Genomic DNA, 23,607 nt, shown 5'->3' with positions numbered 1-23,607 from the left:
TATCCAATTATATATAACAAGTGTTCACCAATACTGAACAACCTATTCCACCAGCAGCGTAAAACTAGGACCCTGATGGCTAATATCTCAATCAAACAACTCAAAGTGTTTGTCACCATTACCCAGCATTCGACGCTTACCGCCGCATCCGAAGCGCTGTTTTTGTCTAAAGCCGCGGTCAGCATGGCACTGGGCGAAATGGAGAAACAGTTAGGTCACTCTCTATTTGACCGGGTTAACAACCGATTAATTCTCAATCAAGAGGGACAAAAATTACTTCCCTTGGCTGATGAGATTCTTCACCGAGCTGCAGGCATCGATGTTTTGTTCCGTGATGACCAGCCATTAAGTGGTAATCTCAAGGTTGGTGCGAGTGACACGATTGGTAATCAGGTCGCACCCTTTATTCTCTCAGGCTTTCGCGAACGAACTCAGCATCAAGACCAGAGCTTGTTCATTTCGAACAGTGCACTGATCTGCCAAAAGTTGGTGGATTATGAACTGGATATCGCGCTAATTGAAGGAAAAACACTCCATCCTGAATTGATATCTAGCCAATTCAGTAGCGATGAGATGTGTATTATCGTTAGTAATCAACACCCTCTCGTTTCACAAGACAAAGTTGCCCTGCATGATTTAGAAGACAGTCATTGGATACTACGAGAGTCAGGCTCAGGTACACGTGAGTTTTTCTTGCGTGCCGTTGCACCGCGAATCGAGCACTGGTACGAATCATTTGAGCTAAATACCACGGAAGCGATCATCAACTCTGTTTCTGCAGGTCTGGGCTTTGCTTGTTTATCGCGATTAGCGGCACAACGCGCGATTGATTCAGGCCGAGTGAAAGCACTTGATGTACCACTGGATATGAAACGTCGATTCTGGATGCTGGTCCATAAAGACAAATATCAAAGCCCACTGCTGAAATCTTTCATGGGTTATTGTGAAGACTGGGCTACACATCAAGATTGAGGCCGCATAGTTCGGGCTCCAACTGGACTTTTAGCATCAGAAACTGTATAAAAAGCCAGTAAAATTTATCAAACTTAGAGGATTAACCATGGCTGTTATCGTCAAGTACGTGGTGGAACGCAACGGAGAAGAGAAAATGACTTTTACCTCTAAAGCCGAAGCTGACGCATACGACAAAATGCTGGATATGGCTGATGAGCTTTTTGAACTGTTAGGCAAAAGCGATTTAGTTGAAGATGAAGGCAAGCAAGAAGAACTTGCAATGTACCTAGCGAAGAACAAAGAAGAAGTTCTTTACGCATTAGGTGCTAAGCGTAAGCCAGCTCCGAAAAAAGCTAAGAAGCTTGAAGCTGTTGAAGACGCAGAAGAAGATGCAGCATAACTAGCTGATCGCTTTCTAAAAAACGTCAATGACGCCTCTAATCAGAGTTCGCTATTGGCGTTTTTTTATACTTATCGAAATATAATGAAGCTTGTTTATAGTCGAAATTGCTCTAAACATTCGCTTGCACAAAAGTGTGATAAAGATCTAACCTATAGCCATCAGGTGATGGGGTTCCACCTAAGCTTTTGCTTCAACCGCCCGTTCTTTCCGAACAGTGCTAATGACTCCTACAGAATCGAAAACAGGTAATACTGTTGGACGTATCGCTATTCCTCCATTTTGAAATGGACTTAGTCTATCAAGACCAAGATCTATGACACCTTTGGATTATCGATACTCAAGATCTGTAGTGAATTAGCCGCACCTCTTCCAACACGTCCTGTTTTCTCAACGCCCTAGGTCTTAAATGGCTCTATAAGTGAGAAAACATTATGCACTACTCTTCAGAAATTCAATCAATGTGTCCTATTCAAAGGGGTGATCTTCACAATTCAGCTCCAATTCCAGTTGAAGGCGCAATGGTTAGCCCAAAAGATGTCATCGCTATTTCTGGCTTAAGCCATGGCGTAGGCACTTGTGCACCACAACAAGGTGCTGCAAAACTAACGCTTAACGTCAAAAACGGCATCATCGAAGAAGCATTAATCGAAACCATTGGTTGTTCAGGCATGACGCAATCTGCCGCGATGGCAGCCGAAATCCTCACCGGAAAAACCATCCTTGAAGCGCTGAATACTGACTTAGTATGTGACGCTATCAACGTAGCGATGCGCGAAATCTTCCTGCAGTTTGTTTACGGTCGAACTCAGTCTGCTTTCTCTGAAGGTGGCCTAGAAATCGGCGCAGCGTTGGAAGACTTAGGTCAAACACAGCGCAGCCAAGTCGGCACCAGCTATTCAACCTCAGCGAAAGGCGTTCGTTACCTAGAGCTTGCAGAAGGTTACGTAACTAAGCTTGCACTTGATGATCACAGCGAAGTGATTGGCTACGAATATCTCAACCTCGGCAAAATGATGAAGGCGATTAATCAAGGTGTACCAGCGAACGAAGCTGCTGACCTTGCGACAGGGACTTATGGTCGCTTCGACGAAGCCGTGACCACCATTAACCCACGCCAACAATAATTTTTGCCAATTAAGAGGAAAGATATGATGAACACTCAATTTAATGAATCAGTAACTCGCGTATTGGCAGAAATGAACTTCGACTCTTTAGAGCAAGCAAACCAATACTGTCTATCGCACAATGTCGATCCAAAAACATTAGTGATGGACACTCAACCTATCGCTTTTGAAAGCGCAGCTGACGCTTATACTCTTGGTGCTGCATTGGCGTTGTTCCGTAAAGCGGACAACGCTGAACAAGCGGCAAACATCATTGGTGAAGGCCTTCAAGCATTTACAAAACCCGGCAGTGTTGCGGAGCAACGTCAAGTCGGTATCGGCCATGGCGCACTGGCTGCACGTCTTCTAAATGAAGAGAGCCACTGCTTTGCGTTCCTTGCGGGTCATGAATCTTTTGCAGCAGCAGAAGGCGCAATCAAGATTGCACTGAACGTGAACAAATCACGCAAAACACCATTGAAAGTTATCTTGAACGGTTTAGGTAAAGATGCCGCTTACTTAATCTCTCGCATCAATGGCTTTACTTATGTTCGCACTCAATTTGATTACCAAACGGGTGAGCTTGTTGAAACAGAACGTCGCCGTTTCTCAAATGGCCCTCGCGGAGAGATTCTATGCTACGGTGCTGATGATGTTCGTGAAGGTGTGGCAATCATGCACAGAGAAGAGGTGGATGTAAGCATCACGGGTAACTCTACCAACCCAACGCGTTTCCAACACCCTGTTGCGGGTATCTACAAAGCAGAACGTACTCGCCAAGGTCAACCTTACTTCTCGGTCGCTTCAGGCGGCGGTACAGGCCGTACATTACACCCAGACAACGTGGCAGCTGGCCCAGCGTCTTACGGCATGACAGATACCATGGGCAGAATGCACGCTGACGCTCAGTTTGCCGGTAGCTCTTCTGTTCCGGCTCACGTGGCAATGATGGGCTTCATCGGTATGGGTAACAACCCAATGGTCGGTGCAACGGTTGCATTGGCTGTGGCAGTGAGCGAATCTCAAAACGCATAATGACAACGTTGAGCGCACGATTTATCCATAGAGTAGAGTCTGTTAACTGAGAAACAAGCAATTACAGACAACCAAAACTCTACACCTATCACTAAAACCAAACAGCCAGCCTTATGCTGGCTGTTTTTTATTCACACTTGCTCTACTATCTATTTCTAATAATTATTTGTATCTAAGATTAAATACACAAACCATTTGTATTTAACTGCATCTTTTCAAAGGAATAATATGAAAGAGCTCATCATTCATACCATTACCGTGTTCATGGGCTTTTTTGCCATCATGAACCCAATCGCCAATACCCCGATCTTTCTTGGATTAACCGGTGATAACGATAGGGAAACGGTCAAATCCATCGCCTTCCGTTCAGTGTTTATCGCATTCGTCATCGTCAGTACTTTTGCGCTCTCTGGCAAACTGATCTTTGATCTCTTTGGTATCACACTGTATGCCCTGCGCATCACAGGCGGTATTCTGGTCTTTTTGATTGGCTTTCACATGCTACAAGGCGACTCAACACACGCTAAAGCGAAAGAGAAAGTCAACTCAGACGCTCAACGAGACGCAGCGCTAAGCATCGCAGTATCACCTCTAGCCATGCCAATACTGGCAGGCCCAGGCACCATAGCCACCGCGATGAACTTCGCCAGCACAGAAGGAATTTACGAAACAATCATTACCATCGTAGCCTTTGGTCTACTGTGTACCTTAACCTATGTGTTGTTTGTATTCGGCGAACGCTTCGTGAAAGCCGTAGGGCCAAGCGCACTGAATGTGATTACTCGAATGATGGGTTTGATACTCGCAGTTATCGGTATGCAGATGTTAATTGAAGGGATTGAGCAAGCTTATAAGGCACTGTTTATCTAGCGTCTAGTTCCACTAAATCTCATACAAAAATAGCCAGCGATTCGCTGGCTATTTTCTTTTACTGTTTAATTGAAAATCAGTTCGCAGGACAACCCTTCACTTCCACGCCTTTGCTCATATAAATTAGGTCACCATCCACGGGAGCGTAATTTGCAGCGGTTACATCCGGGTTCTTGACAAAAAACTCTCGTAATACGGATGCGTCTGTCATTTGAGTCGATTCAACATCAATGACAGGATAGTCATCACCACCAGCTGCGCTGAAACTGATCACAGAGAAGGTGTAAGTATCTGCCAAGTCAAAACCTTTGCCATTGATATCTCGAATGGTCACATCACTCAAATCACAGTCGACGGTTAAGCTGATGTTGTCGAGTTGAGCATAAGCGCCTGAACCCGCCGTCATCGTCGCCACTACATCTAAATACGCTTTCACCTCAGCCCCTGTCATCGTAGCTTTAGTTACGAAATTACCAAAAGGTTGAACCGTCAACACATCACGATACGTCACATCCCCCATTTGAATCGAATCACGGACACCACCAGAATTCATCACACCGAAATCAGCATTCACTAAGTCGTAAGTTCGGTAAGCATGGCCTAATAAGTGACCAAGGTTAGTCTGTTCAGAGCGAACCACATTACGATCACCTTCAAGCTTCACATCTGTATTTGAGATCACTTCATCAAGCAACTCTTGGCCTTGTTGTTGATACGCAGAAAGCGTCGCAATCACTGTTGAGTCAGGTTCAATCTCAGTTTGGATAAACTGATAATCACCATTTTCATCCTTCTCTTTTAAGTTCACAGGGACCAGAGCATATTTCGCTAAATGCAATTTACCATCGTAAAACTCAAAGTCAGCTCGACCTACATACTTACCCCACTCGTGAGCTTGCATGATGTAGGTACCGTTTTGCTGATCCGGCTTACAATCATCTCCTGGGTTGAAATCAGCATATTCGTTACCTTCCATACAAACCGGATTTTGAGAGTGCCCGCCAATAATCGCATCTAGCTGACCTTCTTCCAGAGAGCGTGCTAGTAGCACATCACCAGGCGCTTCACTGCCGTGTTGACCATTAGCGTAATGCCCCATATGAGTGGTAGCAAAAATCAGGTCAACCGTTTCATTGGCCTCGATCTCTTTTATGGCTTTTTTGATTTCGACTTGTGGGTCGGCAAAGTGAATCGTCGCGACATTGTCAGGGTTAACTAATTTCGCCGTATCTTTAGTTGTCAGGCCAATAACAGCAACTTTTAAGCCATTGATGGTGAATACTTTATATGGAGAGAAAAGGCGTTCATCAGTAACTGTGTCTCCATCTTTGATATAAATATTCGCCGCAAGCATCGGAAAGTCAGCTAGCTCAGATTGCATCTCAAGCACATCCAAGGTGTTGTCGAATTCATGGTTACCTAATGCCATCGCGTCGTAACCAAGAAGGTTCATACCAACAAAATCGGGAACCGCATCCTGCATGTCAGACTCAGGCACACCGGTGTTAATATCACCACCAGACAATAGTATCGTCTCACCACCGTTTTGGGTGACTTCTGCACGAATGCTATCGATCAAAGTCTTGCGAGCCGCCATTCCGTACTCACCCTTACTGTTCTCCCAAAAACGACCGTGATTATCGTTGGTATGTAACACAGTAAACTTGGTACAAGAAGCAGCTGTGTCACATGTCACTGTCGTATCATTGTCCGAGCCACAGCCAACCATCGCTACGCCGATAGAAAGCACCAGTAAAGACTTAGTAAAATTCATAGAAGATCCTTTATTAATCGTTTTAATGTCGTTATGGCTGGAAATATACTTATATATTGAAGGGTTTTAGTGATCGTTCTCTTAATTACACAGCTGAAAACTTGAGTATTTACTCGGACTGTAAGCACAAACGATAAATCAACAGAACTCGATTAATTGTGATAATAAACATGGATTTATAAAGGAAGTGTGACTGACTCTATTGATACGGAGAACAAGAGGGGCAGCTATAGAGCAGTATCGGAAATGAAAATGAAGCTGCGCGGCGCAACTCAACCAATCAGCGAAACATTAAGCGCTAAGAGTAATATCCGGATAATGAAAACTATCGCTAAAAAGACAAGCAATATCATTTTACAGACTTTATCCCGATACGCCCTTTCATAACGGGGGCGCTCTCTTTATGATGAACGCAATTAAATTAACTTTGCTAACGGCAGCGCTTGTTATTCGAGCCGTTGTTATTGAATAGCAAAATCAAGACTCAACACATGGAGATTCAACATGGCTTACTTTTCACTAGCCTTCGGTACGGCAACCAAAAATCGCGACAATAAAATCATTGAAGCGTTCTTCCCTAACCCACTTCTAAACCCAAGCGACGCTCTAGTAGCGGCTGTTGGTGAAGTCGCAGGTTACACTGAAGGCAACCAAGCTATCGAAATCTCTGCAGCACAAAGCGCAGAACTGGCGAAAGCATTCGCAGCAAATGACGATGCAGCTAACGCATCTTTCGCAGAAAAAGCGGCAGCGTCTGAGCAACCACTTGTTCTTGTTGTTCTTGCGACTGACGAGAAGCCAGCATCTGTTGCTGAAGGCTTCCTAAAGCTACAACTTATCTCTAACCGCCTAGTACAGCCACACGGTACGGTACTAGACGGCATCTTCGGTCTACTGCACAACATCGCATGGACTAATGAAGGTCCAATCGATCTTCCTGAACTGGCTGAGCGTCAAATCGAAGCTCGCCTAGCTGGTCGCGCTCTATCTGTAGATTGCGTAGACAAGTTCCCTAAAATGGTGGATTACGTGGTACCAACAGGTATTCGTATTGCTGATACTTCTCGTGTTCGTCTTGGCGCACATGTGGGTGAAGGCACAACAGTAATGCACGAAGGTTTCATCAACTTCAATGCAGGTACTACTGGCGTAAGCATGGTTGAAGGTCGTATCTCTGCGGGTGTTGTAGTGGGTAACGGTTCTGACATCGGCGGCGGCGCTTCTATCATGGGTACTCTGTCTGGTGGCGGTACTATGGTTATCTCTATCGGCGAAAACTGCCTACTAGGCGCAAACGCTGGTCTTGGCTTCCCAATGGGCGACCGTTGTACGGTTGAGTCTGGTCTTTATGTGACAGCAGGTACTAAGGTTCGCATGTTAGATAAAGAAGGCAACGAAGTAGAAATCATTAAAGCTCGTGACCTAGCTGGTGTTTCTGATCTTCTATTCCGTCGTAACTCGATTACTGGCCAAATTGAATGTCTTGCGAACAAGTCTGCTGTAGAACTAAACAGCGAGCTACACAGCAACAACTAATCTAAGCGCTAGATGCTAGATGCTAGATGCTAGATGCTAGATGCTAGATGCTAGATGCTAGAAAATACGAAGCCGCTGGGGTTAAATCCAGCGGCTTTTCTTTTATCTGTCGAGAACGGAAAGGGTTACGCTTTCTCTGCGGCTAGCTGCTCAAGCGCTTGAATAGAGGTTTCTGACACCAACGTACCATCCATGTAATAGCTGACCTTGTCGCCATCACGAACACCCGTAAGAACGGCTTTTTGGCCATCGTTGTAGGTGATGTCCATGCGGATCGTGTTCTCATCGATCTGCTGCATCTCACCCCATTCGATCTGACGATTATTGAAACCAAGTGGGGCTTCTTTTAGTGAATCATCAAGGCTGTCGTTCACATCAATCATGGTATCGACTTTGCTATCAAAGATGTGAGGTGCGCCTGTGAGTGGGTTTTTACCCGCCCAGAATTCGATTGAGTTAAAGACAATGTAATCGGCTGCGGTGGTAAGTGCGTAAACCGGAGCAAGCAAGAAGTTGACGCCCGCACGAGCGTAACGGTTATCCACTACCTCGACGTTGAACTTCATTAATTTCCCAGTAACCGCGTTACTACCTACACACCCAGCTAACGACATGACAATCGCTGCCACTGCAACGGCTTTTGTAATTGTTGTTTTCATAGATCCCTCTTATGCCACGATGATTGATTCAGTTTTTGCATAGCCGAACGAAGCTTTCCTTGCTCGAGTGCAAGAATTATTCGTCTAACAAATTGATTCCATAACATTTAGCGTAGTGGAGATTTTTAGAACAGCAAACTGCAAACCTAATTTGTTTCGCGTTGGATCCTAAAATTTGTGTAATAAAAAAGCGCAGACCTTTCGATCTGCGCTTTTCATTTTTGCTTAACCTAGCCTAGATTAATGCGGCCAGTAAGAAAGTGATTAACCCACATTCTTACGTGCGTTTTGGAACATGCGCATCCAAGCACCATTCTCGCCCCAACCTTCTGGAGACCAAGAGTTTGCAACCGTGCGGAATACACGCTCTGGGTGCGGCATCATGATAGTCACGCGGCCATCGGTCGTTGTTAGACCTGTGATAGCGTTTGGCGAACCGTTCGGGTTATTCGGGTATTGCTGCGTTTGGTTACCGTTGTTATCAACGTAACGTAGAGCAACCGTACCTGAATTTTCAATCGCGTTTAGGTGGTCGTTATCACGTACTTCTACGCGGCCTTCACCGTGAGAAACAGCGATTGGCATACGAGAACCTTCCATGCCGTTGAAGAATACAGAATCAGACTTCTGAACTTCAACTAAGCTGAAACGTGCTTCAAAGCGCTCAGATTCGTTGCGAACGAAACGTGGCCAGTATTCAGCACCAGGGATGAGTTCACGTAAGTTAGACAGCATCTGACAACCGTTACACACACCTAGAGAGAACGTATCTTCACGCTTGAAGAAGTTTTCAAATTGGTCACGCGTAGAGTCGTTAAACAGAACTGACTTAGCCCAACCTTCACCAGCGCCTAGTACGTCACCGTAAGAGAAGCCACCACAAGCCACAAGGCCGTTGTACTCTTCTAGTACCGCCTGACCCGTCAGGATATCACTCATGTGAATATCTGTAGCTTCGAAGCCTGCACGGTCAAATGCAGCCGCCATTTCAACATGAGAGTTAACACCCTGCTCACGCAGAATTGCCATCTTAGGCTTAGCGCCCTTATTTATCATAGGAGCGTTGATGAATGGCGCTGCAATATCTTCGTTTACGTCGAAGCTTAGTTTCACGTTTAGACCCGGGTCTGAGTTATCTTTCTTCGCTTCGTGCTCTTGGTCTGCACATACTGGGTTATCGCGTAGACCTTGCATCTTGTGCGTCGTCTCAGCCCAAATAGTACGTAGTTCAGTACGATTACGCTCAATCACTACAGACTCGCCAGACTTAATCACTAGCTCATCAGATGCTTCAACAGAACCGATTACGTGTGAACATGCTTCTAGGCCGTTTGCTGCAAGAGTAGAAAGTACTGTGTCTAGGTCGTCGTTGCGAACTTGGATTACCGCACCTAGCTCTTCGTTGAAGAGTGCTGCAAGCGTATCTTCGCCTAGCGCCGCAATATCAACATTAACACCACAGTGACCTGCGAACGCCATCTCAGCTAGCGTTACGAATAGACCGCCATCGCCTTTATCGTGGTAAGCCACAACTTGGTCGTTAGCCACAAGATCTTGAACGCCTTCGTAGAAACCTTTTAGCTGTGCTGCGTTGTCTACGTCTGCTGGCTTGTCACCAAGCTGCTTGTAAACTTGCGCTAGTGCCGTAGCACCTAGACGGTTTTTGCCGTTACCTAGGTCGATAAGTACTAGGCTTGTAGCGCCTAAGCTTTCAAGGTTATTCGGGGTGCGAAGCTGAGGCGTAATCGTCTTACGAACATCTTCAACACGAGCAAATGCAGTGATAACAAGAGATAGCGGAGAAGTTACTTCTTTCTGCTCGCCGTTCTCTTCCCACTTAGTCTTCATAGACATTGAGTCTTTACCAACAGGGATAGTTAGACCCAGTGCTGGACACAGCTCTTCACCGACCGCTTTCACCGCTTCGTAAAGACCTGCATCTTCACCTGGGTGACCCGCTGGAGACATCCAGTTAGCCGACAGTTTAATGTGTTTGATATCGCCGATGTTCGTCGCAGCGATGTTTGTGATTGCTTCACCAACCGCTAGACGAGCCGATGCTCCGAAGTCTAGTAGTGCCACTGGGGTACGCTCACCAAGAGACATCGCCTCACCGTGATAAGAGTCGTAACTTGCTGCAGTTACTGCGCAGTTAGCAACAGGAACCTGCCATGGGCCAACCATTTGGTCACGAGCCACAAGGCCTGTTACCGAGCGGTCACCGATAGTGATAAGGAATGTTTTCTCAGCGACTGTTGGTAGGCGAAGAACACGGTCAACCGCTTCATGCATTTCGATACCAGAACGGTCAATCGCTGGGTTATTTGCTTTTAGCGTTTTCGCGTCACGGTGCATCTTAGGTGTTTTACCTAAAAGGATGTCCATTGGCATGTCGATTGGCGTGTTGTCGAAGTGTGAATCTTCAAGCTTAAGCTCACGCTCTTCCGTTGCTTTACCAACCACTGCGTAAGGCGCGCGTTCACGCTTACAAATAGCGTCGAACGTTGCCATGTCTTCGTCAGCAACCGCCATTACGTAACGCTCTTGAGATTCGTTACACCAGATCTCAAGTGGGCTCATGCCCGGCTCATCGTTTGGCACATCACGTAGGTTAAAGATACCGCCACGCTCGCCATCGTCTACTAGCTCAGGAAGAGCATTAGAGATACCGCCCGCGCCCACATCGTGGATGAAAGCGATTGGGTTCGCATCACCAAGCTGCCAACAACGGTCGATCACTTCCTGACAACGACGCTCCATTTCTGGGTTTTCACGTTGTACAGAAGCAAAGTCTAGATCTTCAGAAGAAGAACCCGAATCCATTGAAGATGCCGCACCGCCACCAAGGCCGATGTTCATCGCAGGACCACCAAGAACGATTAGGCTTGCACCTACTGGGATCTCTTTCTTCTGAACGTGCTCATCACGGATGTTACCAAGACCACCAGCTAGCATGATTGGTTTGTGGTAACCACGTACTTCTTCACCTGCGTGAGAGTCTACTTTCTCTTCGTAAGTACGGAAGTAACCTAGTAGGTTTGGACGACCAAATTCGTTGTTGAATGCTGCGCCACCAAGAGGACCTTCAAGCATGATATCCAGAGCAGTAACGATACGGCTTGGCTTACCAAAGTCTGTTTCCCAAGGTTGAACAAAGTTCGGGATCTTAAGGTTAGATACAGAGAACGCAACCAGACCAGCTTTCGGCTTGCCACCAATACCAGTAGCGCCTTCATCACGGATTTCACCGCCTGAACCTGTTGATGCGCCCGGCCATGGAGAGATTGCCGTTGGGTGGTTGTGCGTCTCAACCTTCATCAAGATGTGTGTTTTCTCTTGGTGGTAGTTGTACTGGCGAGTTTTTGGATCTGGGAAGAAACGACCGACTTCAGAACCTGTCATTACCGCTGCGTTATCTTTATAAGCAGACAGAACGTGTTCTGGTGTTGTTTCAAAGGTGTTCTTAATCATCTTGAACAATGATTTTTCTTGCTTAACGCCATCGATAGTCCAATCAGCGTTAAAGATCTTGTGACGACAGTGCTCTGAGTTCGCTTGTGCAAACATCATTAGCTCGATGTCAGTCGGGTTACGACCTAGCTTTTCAGTGAAGCTTTCAAGAAGGTAATCAATCTCATCTTCTGCAAGTGCAAGACCTAGGGTAACGTTTGCTTCTTCAAGCGCTTTACGTCCGCCAGTTAATAGGTCAACTTCCGCATAAGGAGCTGGCTCAGCAACTTTGAATAGTGCCGCTGCCGATTCGAAGTCAGTGAAAACCACTTCCATCATACGATCGTGTAGAATCGCTTTCAGCTCAACAAGTTGAAGCTCAGAAAGTTCAGAAGAAGTTTCAATGTAGAAAGCAGTACCGCGCTCTAGACGTGACACTTTAGCCAGTCCGCAGTTGTGTGCGATATCTGTTGATTTTGAAGACCAAGGCGAGATAGTGCCCGGGCGTGGCGTTGCAAGCAGCAATAAACCTTCAGGTTCATGCTCTTCAATCGTTGGACCGTAAGTCAGTAGCTTTTCTAGCTTCTCAACTTCAGACTCATCTAGGTCTGCCGTTAAATCAGCAAAGTGGGCAAACTCAGCGTAAATACCTGTTACAGGTAAGCTTAATTCACGACAAAGCTCTAAAAGCTTGTTAACACGAAACTCAGATAGAGCTGGGGAGCCACGCAAAATTCTCATGTGCTTAGGTCTCTTATGCAGTTGATTAAGGTAGTATTGGAATAAATTCAGTGGGTTATAGGAACAACCTAACTGTTTTCTTCGAAGCTATTCCCGAAGGTTGCCAAACCTATGCCGATTCCACCTCTTCAATGCGAGCGCATTATAAAGCATTTCTTTTTGTGACGTAACACCAAAAGCAACCGTTTGCGTGATTTTTTTAATCTTTCTGCGTAAATGGTACTTTTGCTGCATTTATCACCACTTTTACAACTGTTTAATTAAACCTGCTTTGCCAGCCTTGCGGGGTTTGGTATAAAGGGGCTTCCACTTTTCGAGATTTCATTTTGATGCCTAAATTTACGCTCATCTTTTCGTCTAAATTTCTTCTGCTCGCTATCGCTCTGTTTGGGTTAACTGGGTGCCAGATTGAATCTGAACCTAAAAGTGTTCTTGAGCAGATACGAGATCGCGGCGTTCTTCGTGTCGGTACCTTGAATAACCAACTCTCTTATTATATTGGTCCTGATGGCCCTGCTGGTTTGGATTACGAGTTAGCTCGTGAGTTTGCAGAAGAGCTTGGTGTAAAGCTTGAGATCAAACCCGCTTACCGCTTATCCGGCCTATTCCCTGCGTTAAAGAAAGGCGAGATCGATCTGATCGCGACTGGACTAACGCAAAACAGCAACCTAACACGCGCTTATCGCGCTGCGCCTGCTTATTACTATGTAAGCCAGCAAGTGGTGTATAAAAAGGGACAATGGCGTCCAAGAAATCTAGAACAGCTGATCGCGTTTGAGAATGAACGTCAGGAAGAGTTTGTGAAAGCTCAAACTGAATCAAAAGAGTCTCCATCAAGTGAAACGTTGACGCCGTCTTTGGTTGTAGTGAAGGACTCACATTTTGAGCCAACACTCAAACAACTCCAAAACACACACGATGACTTTATCTACGACGCAGTTGGCAATGCAGACATCAATGACCTGCTAAAAGAGGTATCAACAGGCGAACGTTTATTCACAGTGGCAGACTCTATCGAGCTATCACTGGCGCAGCGTTTGTATCCAGACGTTGCCTTGGCATTTGAGCTGACAGAAGACCAACCGATCTCTTGGTACCTAAATAGATCAGAAGATGAAAGCCTGTACGCTTTGCTGATTGAGTTCTTCGGTAACCTAAAACAATCTGGTGAACTGGCTTCACTGGAAGAGAAATACATCGGTCATATCGGCACCTTTGACTACGTTGATACTCGTGCCTTTATCCGCGCACTGGACAGTAAGTTACCAAAATGGTCACCGCTGTTTCAGAAGTACTCACAAGAATTTGATTGGCGCTTGATTGCTGCATTGGCATACCAAGAGTCACACTGGAACCCTGTCGCACGCTCGCCAACGGGTGTACGTGGCATGATGATGCTGACACTACCTACCGCGAAGAGCGTTGGTGTGACTAACCGTCTCGACCCGAAACAGTCGGTACAAGGTGGCGTTGAGTACCTACGCCGCATCGTGAATCGAGTACCAGATTCAATCACACAACATGAGAAGATCTGGTTTGCGCTTGCTTCATACAACGTCGGTTACGGACACATGATGGACGCACGCCGCTTAACCAAAGCACAAGGTGGTGACCCTGATGCTTGGGGGGATGTGAAAGACCGATTACCTCTATTGAGACAGAAGAAGTACTACAGCCAAACTCGCTACGGCTATGCGCGTGGTGATGAAGCTAGAAATTACGTTGAGAACATTCGCCGTTATTACCAAAGCATCATCGGCCATGTAAATAAGCGTAATAAGGAACAAGAAGAGAGTCTTGAAGGGTTGATCGTCATCCCACCTCTAGAGACTTCTGGTGCCGAATCAAGCATTAGCGCTGCCGAATCGACAGTAAGCAGTTCGGAACCTTCGCAATAGATACTAAAAGAGCAATGCCATTAAGCATTGCTCTTTTTTATTGTGCTTTTTATAACTGCGTAAAAGAATAAGCTCGACAAAAGGCCGTGAAAATCGATGTGTCATATTGCAGTAACAATCGAACTTTATAACGGCACACCATAATCAAAATTACGCTCTGTTGCACTTCAGTGCTGAGTTTTCGCTAGAACTGCTCTTCTGGGTAAGCCAAGCGCGCGACAGGCCAAATAAACGAATAACACTATAATTAAATCGTTAGTCCAAACTACAAAGTCAGACGACAAATAGGAAATCATTGAAATGATGAAGAAACTGAAATCGAAGCGCCTTGATAAGACCGTTGCTGCAAACCGTCGTAAGCGTATGCTTTCAAATAACAAAAAGAAGGTCATTTGGCGCAACCGTGCTTTCATGCAGATGATTGCTGAGTAAATACGATAACCAAGTCATTTGGCACTGGCACTCTTGATACTGAGAGTGCCTAAAGCTCGCTGCTATTTCTTATTACTGACCTTTTTATCGCTACCGACCTTGTCAGCTTCTAAACTCTGCTCTTCCAACAGGCGCTCTTGCTTTCGCTTCTCTTTTATCTCTTTCCTACGGCGCTTGAAAAACGCCTGCAACTGCTCACGACACTCTTCTTCTAATAGCCCATATTCAACATCTGCATAGTGGTACGAAGCTTGGCTTTCAAACAAGTTCAAGACTGTACCTGCCGCACCCGCTTTTAAGTCAGGAGCACCAAAGACGATACGTTTTACTCGGCTATGTAACAAAGCGCCCGCACACATAGGGCATGGCTCTAGCGTGACGTACAAGGTGGTATCGAGCAGTCGGTAATTTTCCAGAGCTTGCCCTGCTTTACGCAAGGTTTCGATTTCTGCGTGTGCCGTGGCATCGTGGCTACCAATCGAACGGTTCCACCCTTCAGAGATAATCTCACCATCTTTTACCAACACAGCACCCACGGGGACCTCTCCCTCACTCTCAGCTTGCTTGGCTACCTCAATGGCGCGTCGCATGAAGATTTCATCTTGAGGGGTGAATTGATGGTCTGACAAAGGGAACTCCAGAAAAACAAACGATAGAAACAAAAAAGGTATGCGGTGAAGCATACCTAATCTTGGTGGCTATGAACAACAAAGAGATAATGAACAATAGCCACCATCTAGATGATTAGCTCTCTATTTAGCTTGCAGCTTCAACGACATCATTAACGATTTTCGTCGCTTTAACTCTCACAATACGGTTGTTCTCAACCGAGATAATTTCAAACTGCCACTGCTGACACTCAACGAATTCGCCTGTTTCCGGTAAGCGGCCTAGTAGCCATGTGATAAGGCCATTCAGTGTTTGGAAGCCCTCGTTTTCACCTTCTAATTCCGAAAGTTCTAAGCGGTTTTTCAGCTCACTAAGGGGGATTAACCCATCAACTAACAGTCCGTCTTCGACTTGCTCAGTCCAAAGGTCTTTCGGGTTGTTCGATAGCTCTCCGGCAATCGCCTCAAGAATATCGTAGTGAGTCACCAAGCCTTGTACATCGCCATACTCATCGACAATAAATGCCATCTCAGTGCCCGACTCTTTAAAGTAGCCAAGTAGACGTAATGCCTTCATCGATTCAGGCACGTAGATCGGAGATTTAGATAGCCCCATGATAACTTGAATGCTTAGATTGCCCGCCTGATTCAGCAAGGCTTTGGCTGACACCGTACCGACCACTTTATTCAAGTGATCTTGGCACAATGGAAACACACTGTGCTTTGATGAACGCAATTGCTTAAAGATGTTCTCCACAGGCTGGTCGATATCAAGAAAATCGATGTCTCTACGAGGAGTCATCAATGAGCTTACAAGACGATCATCAAGCTGCAAGATATTACGAATCATCTCTTGCTCACCACGCTCTATAACACCAGACTCAGAGCCTTCTTTCACGAGCGCATGAATATCATCTTCAGTCACGCTGTCTTCTTCATCGCCACGCCCCATCAGCTTAAGAATGCCTTCGGTTGAAGCCGATAGCGCAAACACAAACGGCGTCGCGATTTTAGATAACCAGAAGATAGGTAGCGCTACTAACACGGCGATGTTTTCAGCTTGAGATTGAGCGAAACGTTTTGGTACTAGCTCTCCCACAACAATCGCGAAGTAAGTAATACCGACCACCACAACCGCGGTAGACAAGATATTCGCTTGTGTTGGGTCTAATCCCCACAGTTCAAGTTGAACGGCCAATGGAGCCGATAACGTCGCCTCACCCACAATACCGCTGAGCAGGCCGATTACGGTGATACCGATTTGAATGGTTGAGAGGAAGCGGGTTGGGTTTTCTTTAAGCTCAAGCGCAACCTGAGCGGAACGATGTTTTTCGGCTAAGCGTTTCAGCCGACTATTCTTTGCTGCTACCAATGCAATCTCTGACATGGCAAACAGACCATTTAAAACAATTAACCCTACTAAAAGCAGAATCTTCATGTGGATTGGATTTCCTAATTTTACCGGCCAACAATTAGCCGTAATCCGGAGTATAAGCTGAGTGCGTTTATTTTGGATATAGAAAGTTTTGAATATAAAAAGTCTTGGATATAAAAAATCTTGGATATAAAAAGTAGGAAAAAGATAGCGAAAAAAAGCCCGCACATTTCGGTGCGGGCTTAGTAATGAATAAAGCTTAATTTTGCTTAGTTCAATCTTACATTGTGTAAGTGTAAGGAGCTTGGATACCTAGTGGGATACCAAGAGCCCAGTAAGCGAGCAAGAAGATAGACCAACCGATTAGCATAGCAATCGAGAATGGCATCATTAGAGAAGCTAGAGTACCGATACCTGTCGACTTAACGTAACGTTGACAGTAAACAACAACCAGTGGGAAGAACACCATCAGTGGAGAGATGATGTTAGACACTGAATCGCCTACACGGTAAGCCGCTTGAGATAGCTCTGGAGAGATACCCACAACCATTAGCATAGGAACTAGGATAGGACCAATCAGTGCCCACTTAGCAGAAGCTGAACCAACAAGAAGGTTAACTGCAGCCGTTAGTAGAATCATACCAACAACCGTTGCTTCACCTGGAAGGTCCATCGCTTTCAAACCTTCAGCACCGTAAAGTGCCAGCATAGTACCGATGTTTGATTGAGCAAATGCAGATAGGAACTGAGCACAGAAGAACGACATTACAATGTATGCGCCCATCGTTGCCATCGTCTCAGACATTGCTTTGATAACATCATTACTATTCTTGAAAGTACCCGCTACACGGCCGTAGACGATACCCGGAATGATAAACAGGATGAAGATCAGAGGAACGATAGACTTCATCACTGGTGCTGAGAACGCTGTTAGCTCACCTTCAGGCGAACGAAGCGCTGAGTTTTCAGGAATAAGAGCCGCGATAAGCAGACCAATACCTGCAACCATTGCCCAACCTGCAAACTTGAATGCTTTAGATTCGATTGCAGTGAACGTACCAAGATCTGGTGCTTCTTCAGCGTCTTCATCAACTGGCGTGTTCGCTAGGCGAGGCTCGATGATCTTCTCAGTTACGTACCAACCGATAGCAACAATAAGAACTGAAGACAGGCCAGTAAAGAAGATGTTCGCTAGAGGGTTAATCACGTATTCAGGGTCAAGAACGTTTGCCGCTGTTTGAGTGAAACCAGCAAGTAGCGGGTCAATACCTGAAGGAATGAAGTTCGCTGAGAAACCACCTGATACACCAGCAAACGCTGCTGCAATACCCGCTAGAGGGTGACGACCCGCAGCGTGGAAGATGATACCGCCAAGAGGGATTACTAGAACGTAACCTGCATCTGCTGCTGTGTGAGACACGATAGCAACAAGGATTAGCATTGGCGTTAGTAGCTTAGCTGGCGTGAAATTAAGCATCTTCTTAAGGCCAGTCGTAATGAAGCCTGAAGAATCTGCAACGCCAACACCTAGCATAGCAACAAGTACGATGCCTAGCGGTGCGAAGCCTGTGAACGTGGTAACCATATTCGCTAGGAAGCTAGCAAGTGCTTCACCAGTCAGTAGGTTGTTAACTTCTAGAGCAGCACCCGTTTGAGGGTTGATTAGGTCGAATGAAAGGTTCGACAAAAGTGCAGATGCTACCCATACGATAACTAGAGCCCAGAAGAACAGGATTGCTGGGTCTGGAATTTTGTTGCCGGCGCGTTCAATGAAGTTTAGAAAGCGGTCCATTCCACTGATTTTCTCAGTCGATGGTGCTTTTTTTACGGCTTGGTTACTCATTGTAACTCCATATGTGATGTTGTTTTGTTTAGGCCTAATATAAGTTTTGACCATGGCCTATTGGTGCAGCACATATTCTATTAAAGTCGCCATCAAAAAGCACAAGATTCCACCTAATTTTCCATAAATGGAGACATATTTTGCAAAAATACCATACAACCACAACAATATAAAAACACAAAAAACACCATTCCATATACAGAGTTTTAACTAGCACGCAAACAATGTCCGAGAAGTGAAAATTATCAGTAAAAGGAGTGGCATGAGCCTTGGCATACAGTAAACGTTTACTTGAGAGTCAATCAAACTCACTGTACTTGGAAATCATGGTATGTAATTCGATAACTTGATTATTACCAAACCGGTCTTCCCATGAACTTGTTATCTGAACGGTCTTCAGCGCTCCAGATAAACTGTTCGTCACAGTCCAATCAAGTTGATATTTAATATGCGAGTGATCCATACCATCAACAATATCCGTAGCAAAATCCGCAGGCGTTATACTCGATAAAGCGGCAGATGCACCACGAGTTCTGAACCATTCCAGCTTGTTTTCAGCCAAATGCAGAGCTTCTACACTATGAATAGCAAAGTCAGATTTTTGCTCAACATACGTTTGTAATTTAATTAGCCCTAGAGAACCAACACCGATCAACAAAAACGAAATAAGCACTTCAATTAGGCTAAAACCTTTCTGTTTACAAATCATTCCATGAACCTTTTTGCCATTGAATTTGCATAAATTCTTTTCTTGAATTATCGATCACATCTTTATTAAATCTAAAATCCAGTGAATCAAAGAACACAGCAGCTTGGTTCGGTGCATCAAAGTACTGTCCGCCAGATACCGTAAATGCACCGTGTTGATAGTAAGAGGTGATAGTTCGGTAGCTTTCTTCAATAACACTCAGGACATGATTTAGATGATTATTGGCATCATAAGACGCCCAATCGGCAGGTGTGGGTGAATAATCAACATTAAGGTGAAATAATACACCTCTAAGATGATTTGAAGTCGCCCCTGTAGAAGGTTTTCCCATAACAGACATCAGCCCATCATGAATTAAAATTGTAACTCCATTAGTTGAGGCTGTAGCATTAACTAAATCATTGTATTGCGCTTTAGTGATTTCACAGCCTCCTTCAACCCATAAATGATGATTACCTGCATTAATCAGTGTTGCCAGAACTTGCCCACAATTAGCTAGTATTTTTGGTGTCCCACTCCCATGAATCACCGAAAATGTCCCTTCATCTCTTATATCGTTATGCTTTTCAACCGGAACACCGAAAAAAGACTCAAAAGGTTGTACGCTTGAATCTAAGACAAAATCATTGCCATCCCCATTAGACAAATGATCATTACCTGTAACATTAGAGCAATCAGCCCCTGATGGATTTTGAAAACCGGCATATGGAGGTACACCATGTACCACTCCTTTATTATCCATAGATGAATAGTGATAGCGGCTACGATATCGTAGCGCCACACACTCCCAACCATCACTACTTAAAACACCAGGATCTGGTGTTGAAAATGTGGTACTTGAATGAAAATAAACATCGGCACTCGACAGTATAGCACCAGAACTAAGTGAACCTCCAAATACGATATTTTTCTTCAAATGAGAATGCCCACTCGCAGACGATATTTGATAACCTGTTAGAATAACATTGAAAACAGGGGTGATTTGATTCTTCATTGAGCACACTGAAATTGTAGGAGGAAGGTTCCCTTCATTTTTAAACTGAGTGAAACCACACTCTAGACCACCTTCAGCCTCCCATTGCTGCTTGCGCGCTTCGACCTCATTTTGAGATCTTTTTATTTGATAAAAAACTGAACGATAACTACCAAAAGTCAACATTAACGCCGTAACTAGTAATACACTTGTTGTAAGTAAAACAACCGCACCTTGTTGATTTTTATTCATCGCCAATTCCTATTTTTTACAATCACACTTGATGAATAATTAACGGAAGTATCTCCTACTAATTCAGCAGAAATAGTAATGGTTGCCATGCCTGAACTAACACCTTGAGCTTCAATGCTTGATTGATTGACATTGAAATCAATCACTCGTATTTGATTCGGCTCAAAAATTGAAGAACATCCACTAGTAGCCGCTGATACCGTTTTCACGATACTGGAGGGGCTATCACAAATTTTGACTAAGCCGGAATAAAATACAAAAGCAACATTTCGAATCTCTGATTGATGAGCATATGCAAATGCGACCATTTTGGAGTCTGGTGATATATATAAAGTATTTGTGGCTCCTGATAATTTTAGAGACACACCTGTCCCTCCATCGTAGCCTGCTCGCTGGATATCCTCTTTAAAGTATTGAAGAGTGCCTGAGACTTGTTGTAATAATAGTAATTCTTTACTTCTCTCGGATGCGATGTTTTGTCCCGATATAAATACCGACCCCACACTTCCAATAACTACAATTCCCAAAATGGAAGAGATCATAAATTCGACTAATGTTGAACCGAATTGCTGCCTCTTAAGTGCAGGGCTGATAACCATAAAAGTCTCCTTCCACACCACAGATTCTCATTCTTCCAGAAGCACTATATGTTATAAGCTTTAAAGGCTTAGAGTTCATATCAAATAAGAGATGCCCATCTTTAGCTTTACCGTTTACTCCACTAAATTTAATTTGTTCAGAACTGTAGTTCACGGTGAAATCTACGTTTCGAAATGAACCCCCTTCCATTGTGAGAATTGCCGTACCAGTATTCGGAACATCGAATTCAGTCAACTCAATTTTCCAATCACCGGTGTCATTTGAGTTACCATTCATTAAAAAATGAGCCCAAAGATCGGTATTTCTCATAACTGCCTCAGATTTCGCCTGCATCATAAAACCATTCAGCTCGGCAGCTAATCGTTGCATCTTCACTGTTTCCGAGACAGAACTAAAACTTGGAGCGGCAACAGCCAATAATATAGAGAGCACTGATATGGTTATGAGTAGTTCTAAGAAGGTAAACCCGCGAGTCATTTCCCAAATTCCTATGTAATCTGATGCGTAACCATATTTAATCTTGCGCCGATGCTACCACCGGAGAAAAATAGATAGAGGTATGAAAGGAAACTACTCGCGATGATTCGAAGAAATATATGCAACAACAACAACTTAAGCATTAGAGGGATGACATTGATCGAATTATTGATCGCTGTCGCCATCGTGGGGATACTCGGTGCAATTGCCTATCCAAGTTATACGAGCCATGTAATTAAAGCGCATCGAGTCACTGCAATGGCCGACATGACCAAGATTCAACTGGAGATGGAGACTCTGTATACGGGAAACTACGCGTCGGCAGCGGAGAGTGTTATTTCTGGAGGGACATGCTTGTTTTGCGATACGGATACCAGTCGATACACGCTAGCAGTTTCGGCTAGCAGCACCACCTATTCGATTCAGGCTGAACCTCTTTCAACACAAACGAACGATGATTGCTTAGATTCAACGACCGATATTTTGGAATTGCACCACTCAGGTATCTCAGAACCAGAAGCGTGTTGGAAATAGCAAGATACCCCAGCAGGAACTAGAACTTACCCGTACAACTCAGTTCTTTCCTCTAACCTACAGACACAAAAAAGCCTGCTAAATGAGCAGGCTTATCTATTGTTTTCAAAACCTTAAGTATCAATAACCTAAGGTATCAACAACCTAAGTTGCTAAGTAAAGAATTACTTAGTTAGGTCATCGAAGAAGTTTTTAACGCCGCTGAAGAAACCTTCAGACTTTGGCTTGTGCTTGCTTGCCGCTTCGCCACAACATGTTTCTTCGAATTCACGTAGTAATTCTTTCTGACGAGAGCTTAGCTTAACTGGTGTTTCTACCACTAGCTTAACAATTAGGTCACCCACACCGCCGCCACGAACGCCTTTCACGCCTTTGCCACGCATACGGAACATACGGCCCGTTTGTGTTTCTTCTGGCACTTTAAGGTTTACACGACCATCCAGTGTTGGAACTTCAACTTCACCACCTAGAGCAGCCATAGAGAAGCTTACTGGCACTTCACAGTAAAGGTTGTTGCCGTCACGCTCAAAGATGTTGTGCTCTTTTACGTGTACTTGTACGTACAAGTCGCCAGCTGGAGCGCCTTGCTCTCCCGCTTCGCCTTCGCCTGATAGACGAATACGATCGCCAGTATCAACACCAGCAGGGATCTTAACGTTAAGTGTTTTCGTTTTTTGTTTGCGACCTTGACCATGACATGAGTTACATGGGTCTTTGATGATCTTGCCTTTACCATTACAAGTAGGACAAGTCTGTTGAACCGCAAAGAAACCTTGGCGCATTTGCACTTGGCCGTGGCCATGACAAGTGCCACACGTTTGTGCAGAAGAACCCGCTTTCGCGCCGCTGCCGTCACAAGTATCACACTCTACAAGAGTCGGAACTTCAATCTCTTTAGAAACGCCACGAACCGCTTCTTCTAGAGAAAGTTCCATGTTGTAACGTAGATCTGAACCGCGTTGTGCACGCTGTTGACCGCCACCACGACGACCGCCGCCGAAGATGTCGCCAAATACGTCACCGAAGATATCGCCGAAGTCACCTTGGCCACCGCCGCCGAAACCGCCGCCGCCGCCCATGCCACCTTGTTCAAAAGCTGCGTGACCGTATTGGTCGTAAGCTGCTTTCTTTTGAGAATCGGTTAGGATCTCGTACGCTACTTTTACTTCTTTAAACTTATCTGCTGCGGTCTCGTCACCCTGGTTACGGTCCGGGTGGAATTTCATCGCTAAGCGTTTGTACGCTTTTTTAATATCGCGCTCTGATGCATCGCGGCTTACGCCTAATACTTCGTAAAAATCACGTTTTGACATGTTCTAGGTCACCAAAATAATTGCTACTACCGAATGATCACTTCAGTAGTCTGTGTATCAATCTAGAT

Annotated in this window: 20 protein-coding genes and 1 riboswitch; of the genes, 9 read left to right on the top strand and 11 right to left on the bottom strand. The window is 45.0% G+C overall.

Annotated elements, in window-relative coordinates; genetic code table 11:
- The first annotated feature begins 75 nt into the window (after positions 1-75).
- From OQJ75_RS11490 to OQJ75_RS11470, 5 genes are all read left to right on the top strand, one after another.
- Positions 76-972: a LysR family transcriptional regulator gene (locus tag OQJ75_RS11490; RefSeq protein WP_123284286.1), complete on the top strand. Its 897-nt coding sequence runs from the start codon at positions 76-78 to the stop codon at positions 970-972.
- A gap of 88 nt (positions 973-1,060) precedes the next feature.
- On the top strand, positions 1,061-1,354 hold the full coding sequence (locus OQJ75_RS11485; RefSeq protein WP_008223840.1) for a YebG family protein: 294 nt from the start codon (positions 1,061-1,063) through the stop codon (positions 1,352-1,354).
- Positions 1,355-1,509: 155 nt separating this feature from the next.
- Positions 1,510-1,594: riboswitch (Fluoride riboswitch) on the top strand.
- 194 nt (positions 1,595-1,788) lie between these two features.
- On the top strand, positions 1,789-2,481 hold the full coding sequence (locus OQJ75_RS11480) for an iron-sulfur cluster assembly scaffold protein (protein WP_017068533.1): 693 nt from the start codon (positions 1,789-1,791) through the stop codon (positions 2,479-2,481).
- 24 nt (positions 2,482-2,505) lie between these two features.
- Complete coding sequence (locus tag OQJ75_RS11475; RefSeq protein ID WP_265970885.1) at positions 2,506-3,495, top strand: GGGtGRT protein; 990 nt, start codon at positions 2,506-2,508, stop codon at positions 3,493-3,495.
- A 228-nt stretch (positions 3,496-3,723) separates the two neighbouring features.
- The gene (locus OQJ75_RS11470) at positions 3,724-4,365 is read left to right on the top strand and encodes a MarC family protein (protein ID WP_048663700.1); all 642 of its coding nucleotides are present in this window, start codon (positions 3,724-3,726) and stop codon (positions 4,363-4,365) included.
- A gap of 76 nt (positions 4,366-4,441) precedes the next feature.
- On the opposite strand, the gene ushA is transcribed toward OQJ75_RS11470, so the two are convergent.
- Positions 4,442-6,139 carry a bifunctional UDP-sugar hydrolase/5'-nucleotidase UshA gene (gene ushA, locus OQJ75_RS11465; RefSeq protein ID WP_265970884.1) on the bottom strand — a complete coding sequence of 566 codons (1,698 nt, stop codon included), beginning with the start codon at positions 6,137-6,139 and terminating at the stop codon, positions 4,442-4,444.
- A 504-nt stretch (positions 6,140-6,643) separates the two neighbouring features.
- Here ushA and dapD point away from each other — a divergent pair.
- Positions 6,644-7,675 (top strand): 2,3,4,5-tetrahydropyridine-2,6-dicarboxylate N-succinyltransferase, encoded by a 1,032-nt coding sequence (gene dapD / locus OQJ75_RS11460; RefSeq protein ID WP_009848346.1) that lies wholly within the window; start codon positions 6,644-6,646, stop codon positions 7,673-7,675.
- A gap of 125 nt (positions 7,676-7,800) precedes the next feature.
- Here the strand turns inward: dapD and OQJ75_RS11455 are convergent, their stop codons facing one another.
- Together OQJ75_RS11455 and purL are read right to left on the bottom strand one after the other, a co-directional pair.
- Entirely contained in the window at positions 7,801-8,334 is a 534-nt protein-coding gene (locus OQJ75_RS11455; protein WP_008223831.1) for a DUF3332 domain-containing protein, read from the bottom strand.
- A 264-nt stretch (positions 8,335-8,598) separates the two neighbouring features.
- Entirely contained in the window at positions 8,599-12,525 is a 3,927-nt protein-coding gene (gene purL / locus OQJ75_RS11450; protein WP_265970883.1) for a phosphoribosylformylglycinamidine synthase, read from the bottom strand.
- A gap of 329 nt (positions 12,526-12,854) precedes the next feature.
- On the opposite strand from purL, the gene mltF reads away from it, so the two are divergent.
- Positions 12,855-14,423: a membrane-bound lytic murein transglycosylase MltF gene (mltF, locus tag OQJ75_RS11445; RefSeq protein ID WP_265970882.1), complete on the top strand. Its 1,569-nt coding sequence runs from the start codon at positions 12,855-12,857 to the stop codon at positions 14,421-14,423.
- A gap of 300 nt (positions 14,424-14,723) precedes the next feature.
- Positions 14,724-14,855: a hypothetical protein gene (locus OQJ75_RS11440; RefSeq protein ID WP_265970881.1), complete on the top strand. Its 132-nt coding sequence runs from the start codon at positions 14,724-14,726 to the stop codon at positions 14,853-14,855.
- A 62-nt stretch (positions 14,856-14,917) separates the two neighbouring features.
- On the opposite strand, the gene tadA is transcribed toward OQJ75_RS11440, so the two are convergent.
- The 7 genes from tadA to OQJ75_RS11405 all read right to left on the bottom strand — a co-directional run bounded on the left by tadA (position 14,918) and on the right by OQJ75_RS11405 (position 21,692).
- Positions 14,918-15,538, bottom strand: a complete 621-nt coding sequence (gene tadA, locus OQJ75_RS11435; RefSeq protein WP_265970880.1) for a tRNA adenosine(34) deaminase TadA — start codon at positions 15,536-15,538, stop codon at positions 14,918-14,920.
- Between the two features lie 73 nt (positions 15,539-15,611).
- Positions 15,612-16,901, bottom strand: coding sequence for a hemolysin family protein (locus tag OQJ75_RS11430; protein ID WP_265970879.1), 1,290 nt, complete (start codon positions 16,899-16,901; stop codon positions 15,612-15,614).
- A gap of 217 nt (positions 16,902-17,118) precedes the next feature.
- Positions 17,119-18,681, bottom strand: coding sequence for an AbgT family transporter (locus tag OQJ75_RS11425; protein WP_265970878.1), 1,563 nt, complete (start codon positions 18,679-18,681; stop codon positions 17,119-17,121).
- Positions 18,682-18,979: 298 nt separating this feature from the next.
- The gene (locus tag OQJ75_RS11420) at positions 18,980-19,390 is read right to left on the bottom strand and encodes a type IV pilus modification PilV family protein (protein ID WP_248395897.1); all 411 of its coding nucleotides are present in this window, start codon (positions 19,388-19,390) and stop codon (positions 18,980-18,982) included.
- Positions 19,380-20,615 carry a hypothetical protein gene (locus OQJ75_RS11415; RefSeq protein ID WP_265970877.1) on the bottom strand — a complete coding sequence of 412 codons (1,236 nt, stop codon included), beginning with the start codon at positions 20,613-20,615 and terminating at the stop codon, positions 19,380-19,382. Before OQJ75_RS11415 ends, OQJ75_RS11420 begins: the two co-directional genes overlap by 11 nt.
- Entirely contained in the window at positions 20,612-21,214 is a 603-nt protein-coding gene (locus tag OQJ75_RS11410; protein ID WP_265970876.1) for a PilW family protein, read from the bottom strand. Before OQJ75_RS11410 ends, OQJ75_RS11415 begins: the two co-directional genes overlap by 4 nt.
- Positions 21,192-21,692 (bottom strand): GspH/FimT family pseudopilin, encoded by a 501-nt coding sequence (locus tag OQJ75_RS11405; RefSeq protein WP_265970875.1) that lies wholly within the window; start codon positions 21,690-21,692, stop codon positions 21,192-21,194. Before OQJ75_RS11405 ends, OQJ75_RS11410 begins: the two co-directional genes overlap by 23 nt.
- 102 nt (positions 21,693-21,794) lie before the next feature.
- Here OQJ75_RS11405 and OQJ75_RS11400 point away from each other — a divergent pair, with 102 nt between their 5' ends.
- Positions 21,795-22,226: a type IV pilin protein gene (locus OQJ75_RS11400; RefSeq protein ID WP_265970874.1), complete on the top strand. Its 432-nt coding sequence runs from the start codon at positions 21,795-21,797 to the stop codon at positions 22,224-22,226.
- 164 nt (positions 22,227-22,390) lie between these two features.
- On the opposite strand, the gene dnaJ is transcribed toward OQJ75_RS11400, so the two are convergent.
- Positions 22,391-23,539 carry a molecular chaperone DnaJ gene (gene dnaJ / locus OQJ75_RS11395; RefSeq protein ID WP_048608049.1) on the bottom strand — a complete coding sequence of 383 codons (1,149 nt, stop codon included), beginning with the start codon at positions 23,537-23,539 and terminating at the stop codon, positions 22,391-22,393.
- Between the last annotated feature and the right edge of the window lie 68 nt (positions 23,540-23,607).

The organism is Vibrio sp. 14G-20 (assembly GCF_026241515.1).
GTDB lineage: Bacteria > Pseudomonadota > Gammaproteobacteria > Enterobacterales > Vibrionaceae > Vibrio.
This window is presented reverse-complemented; position numbering and strand designations above follow the sequence as displayed.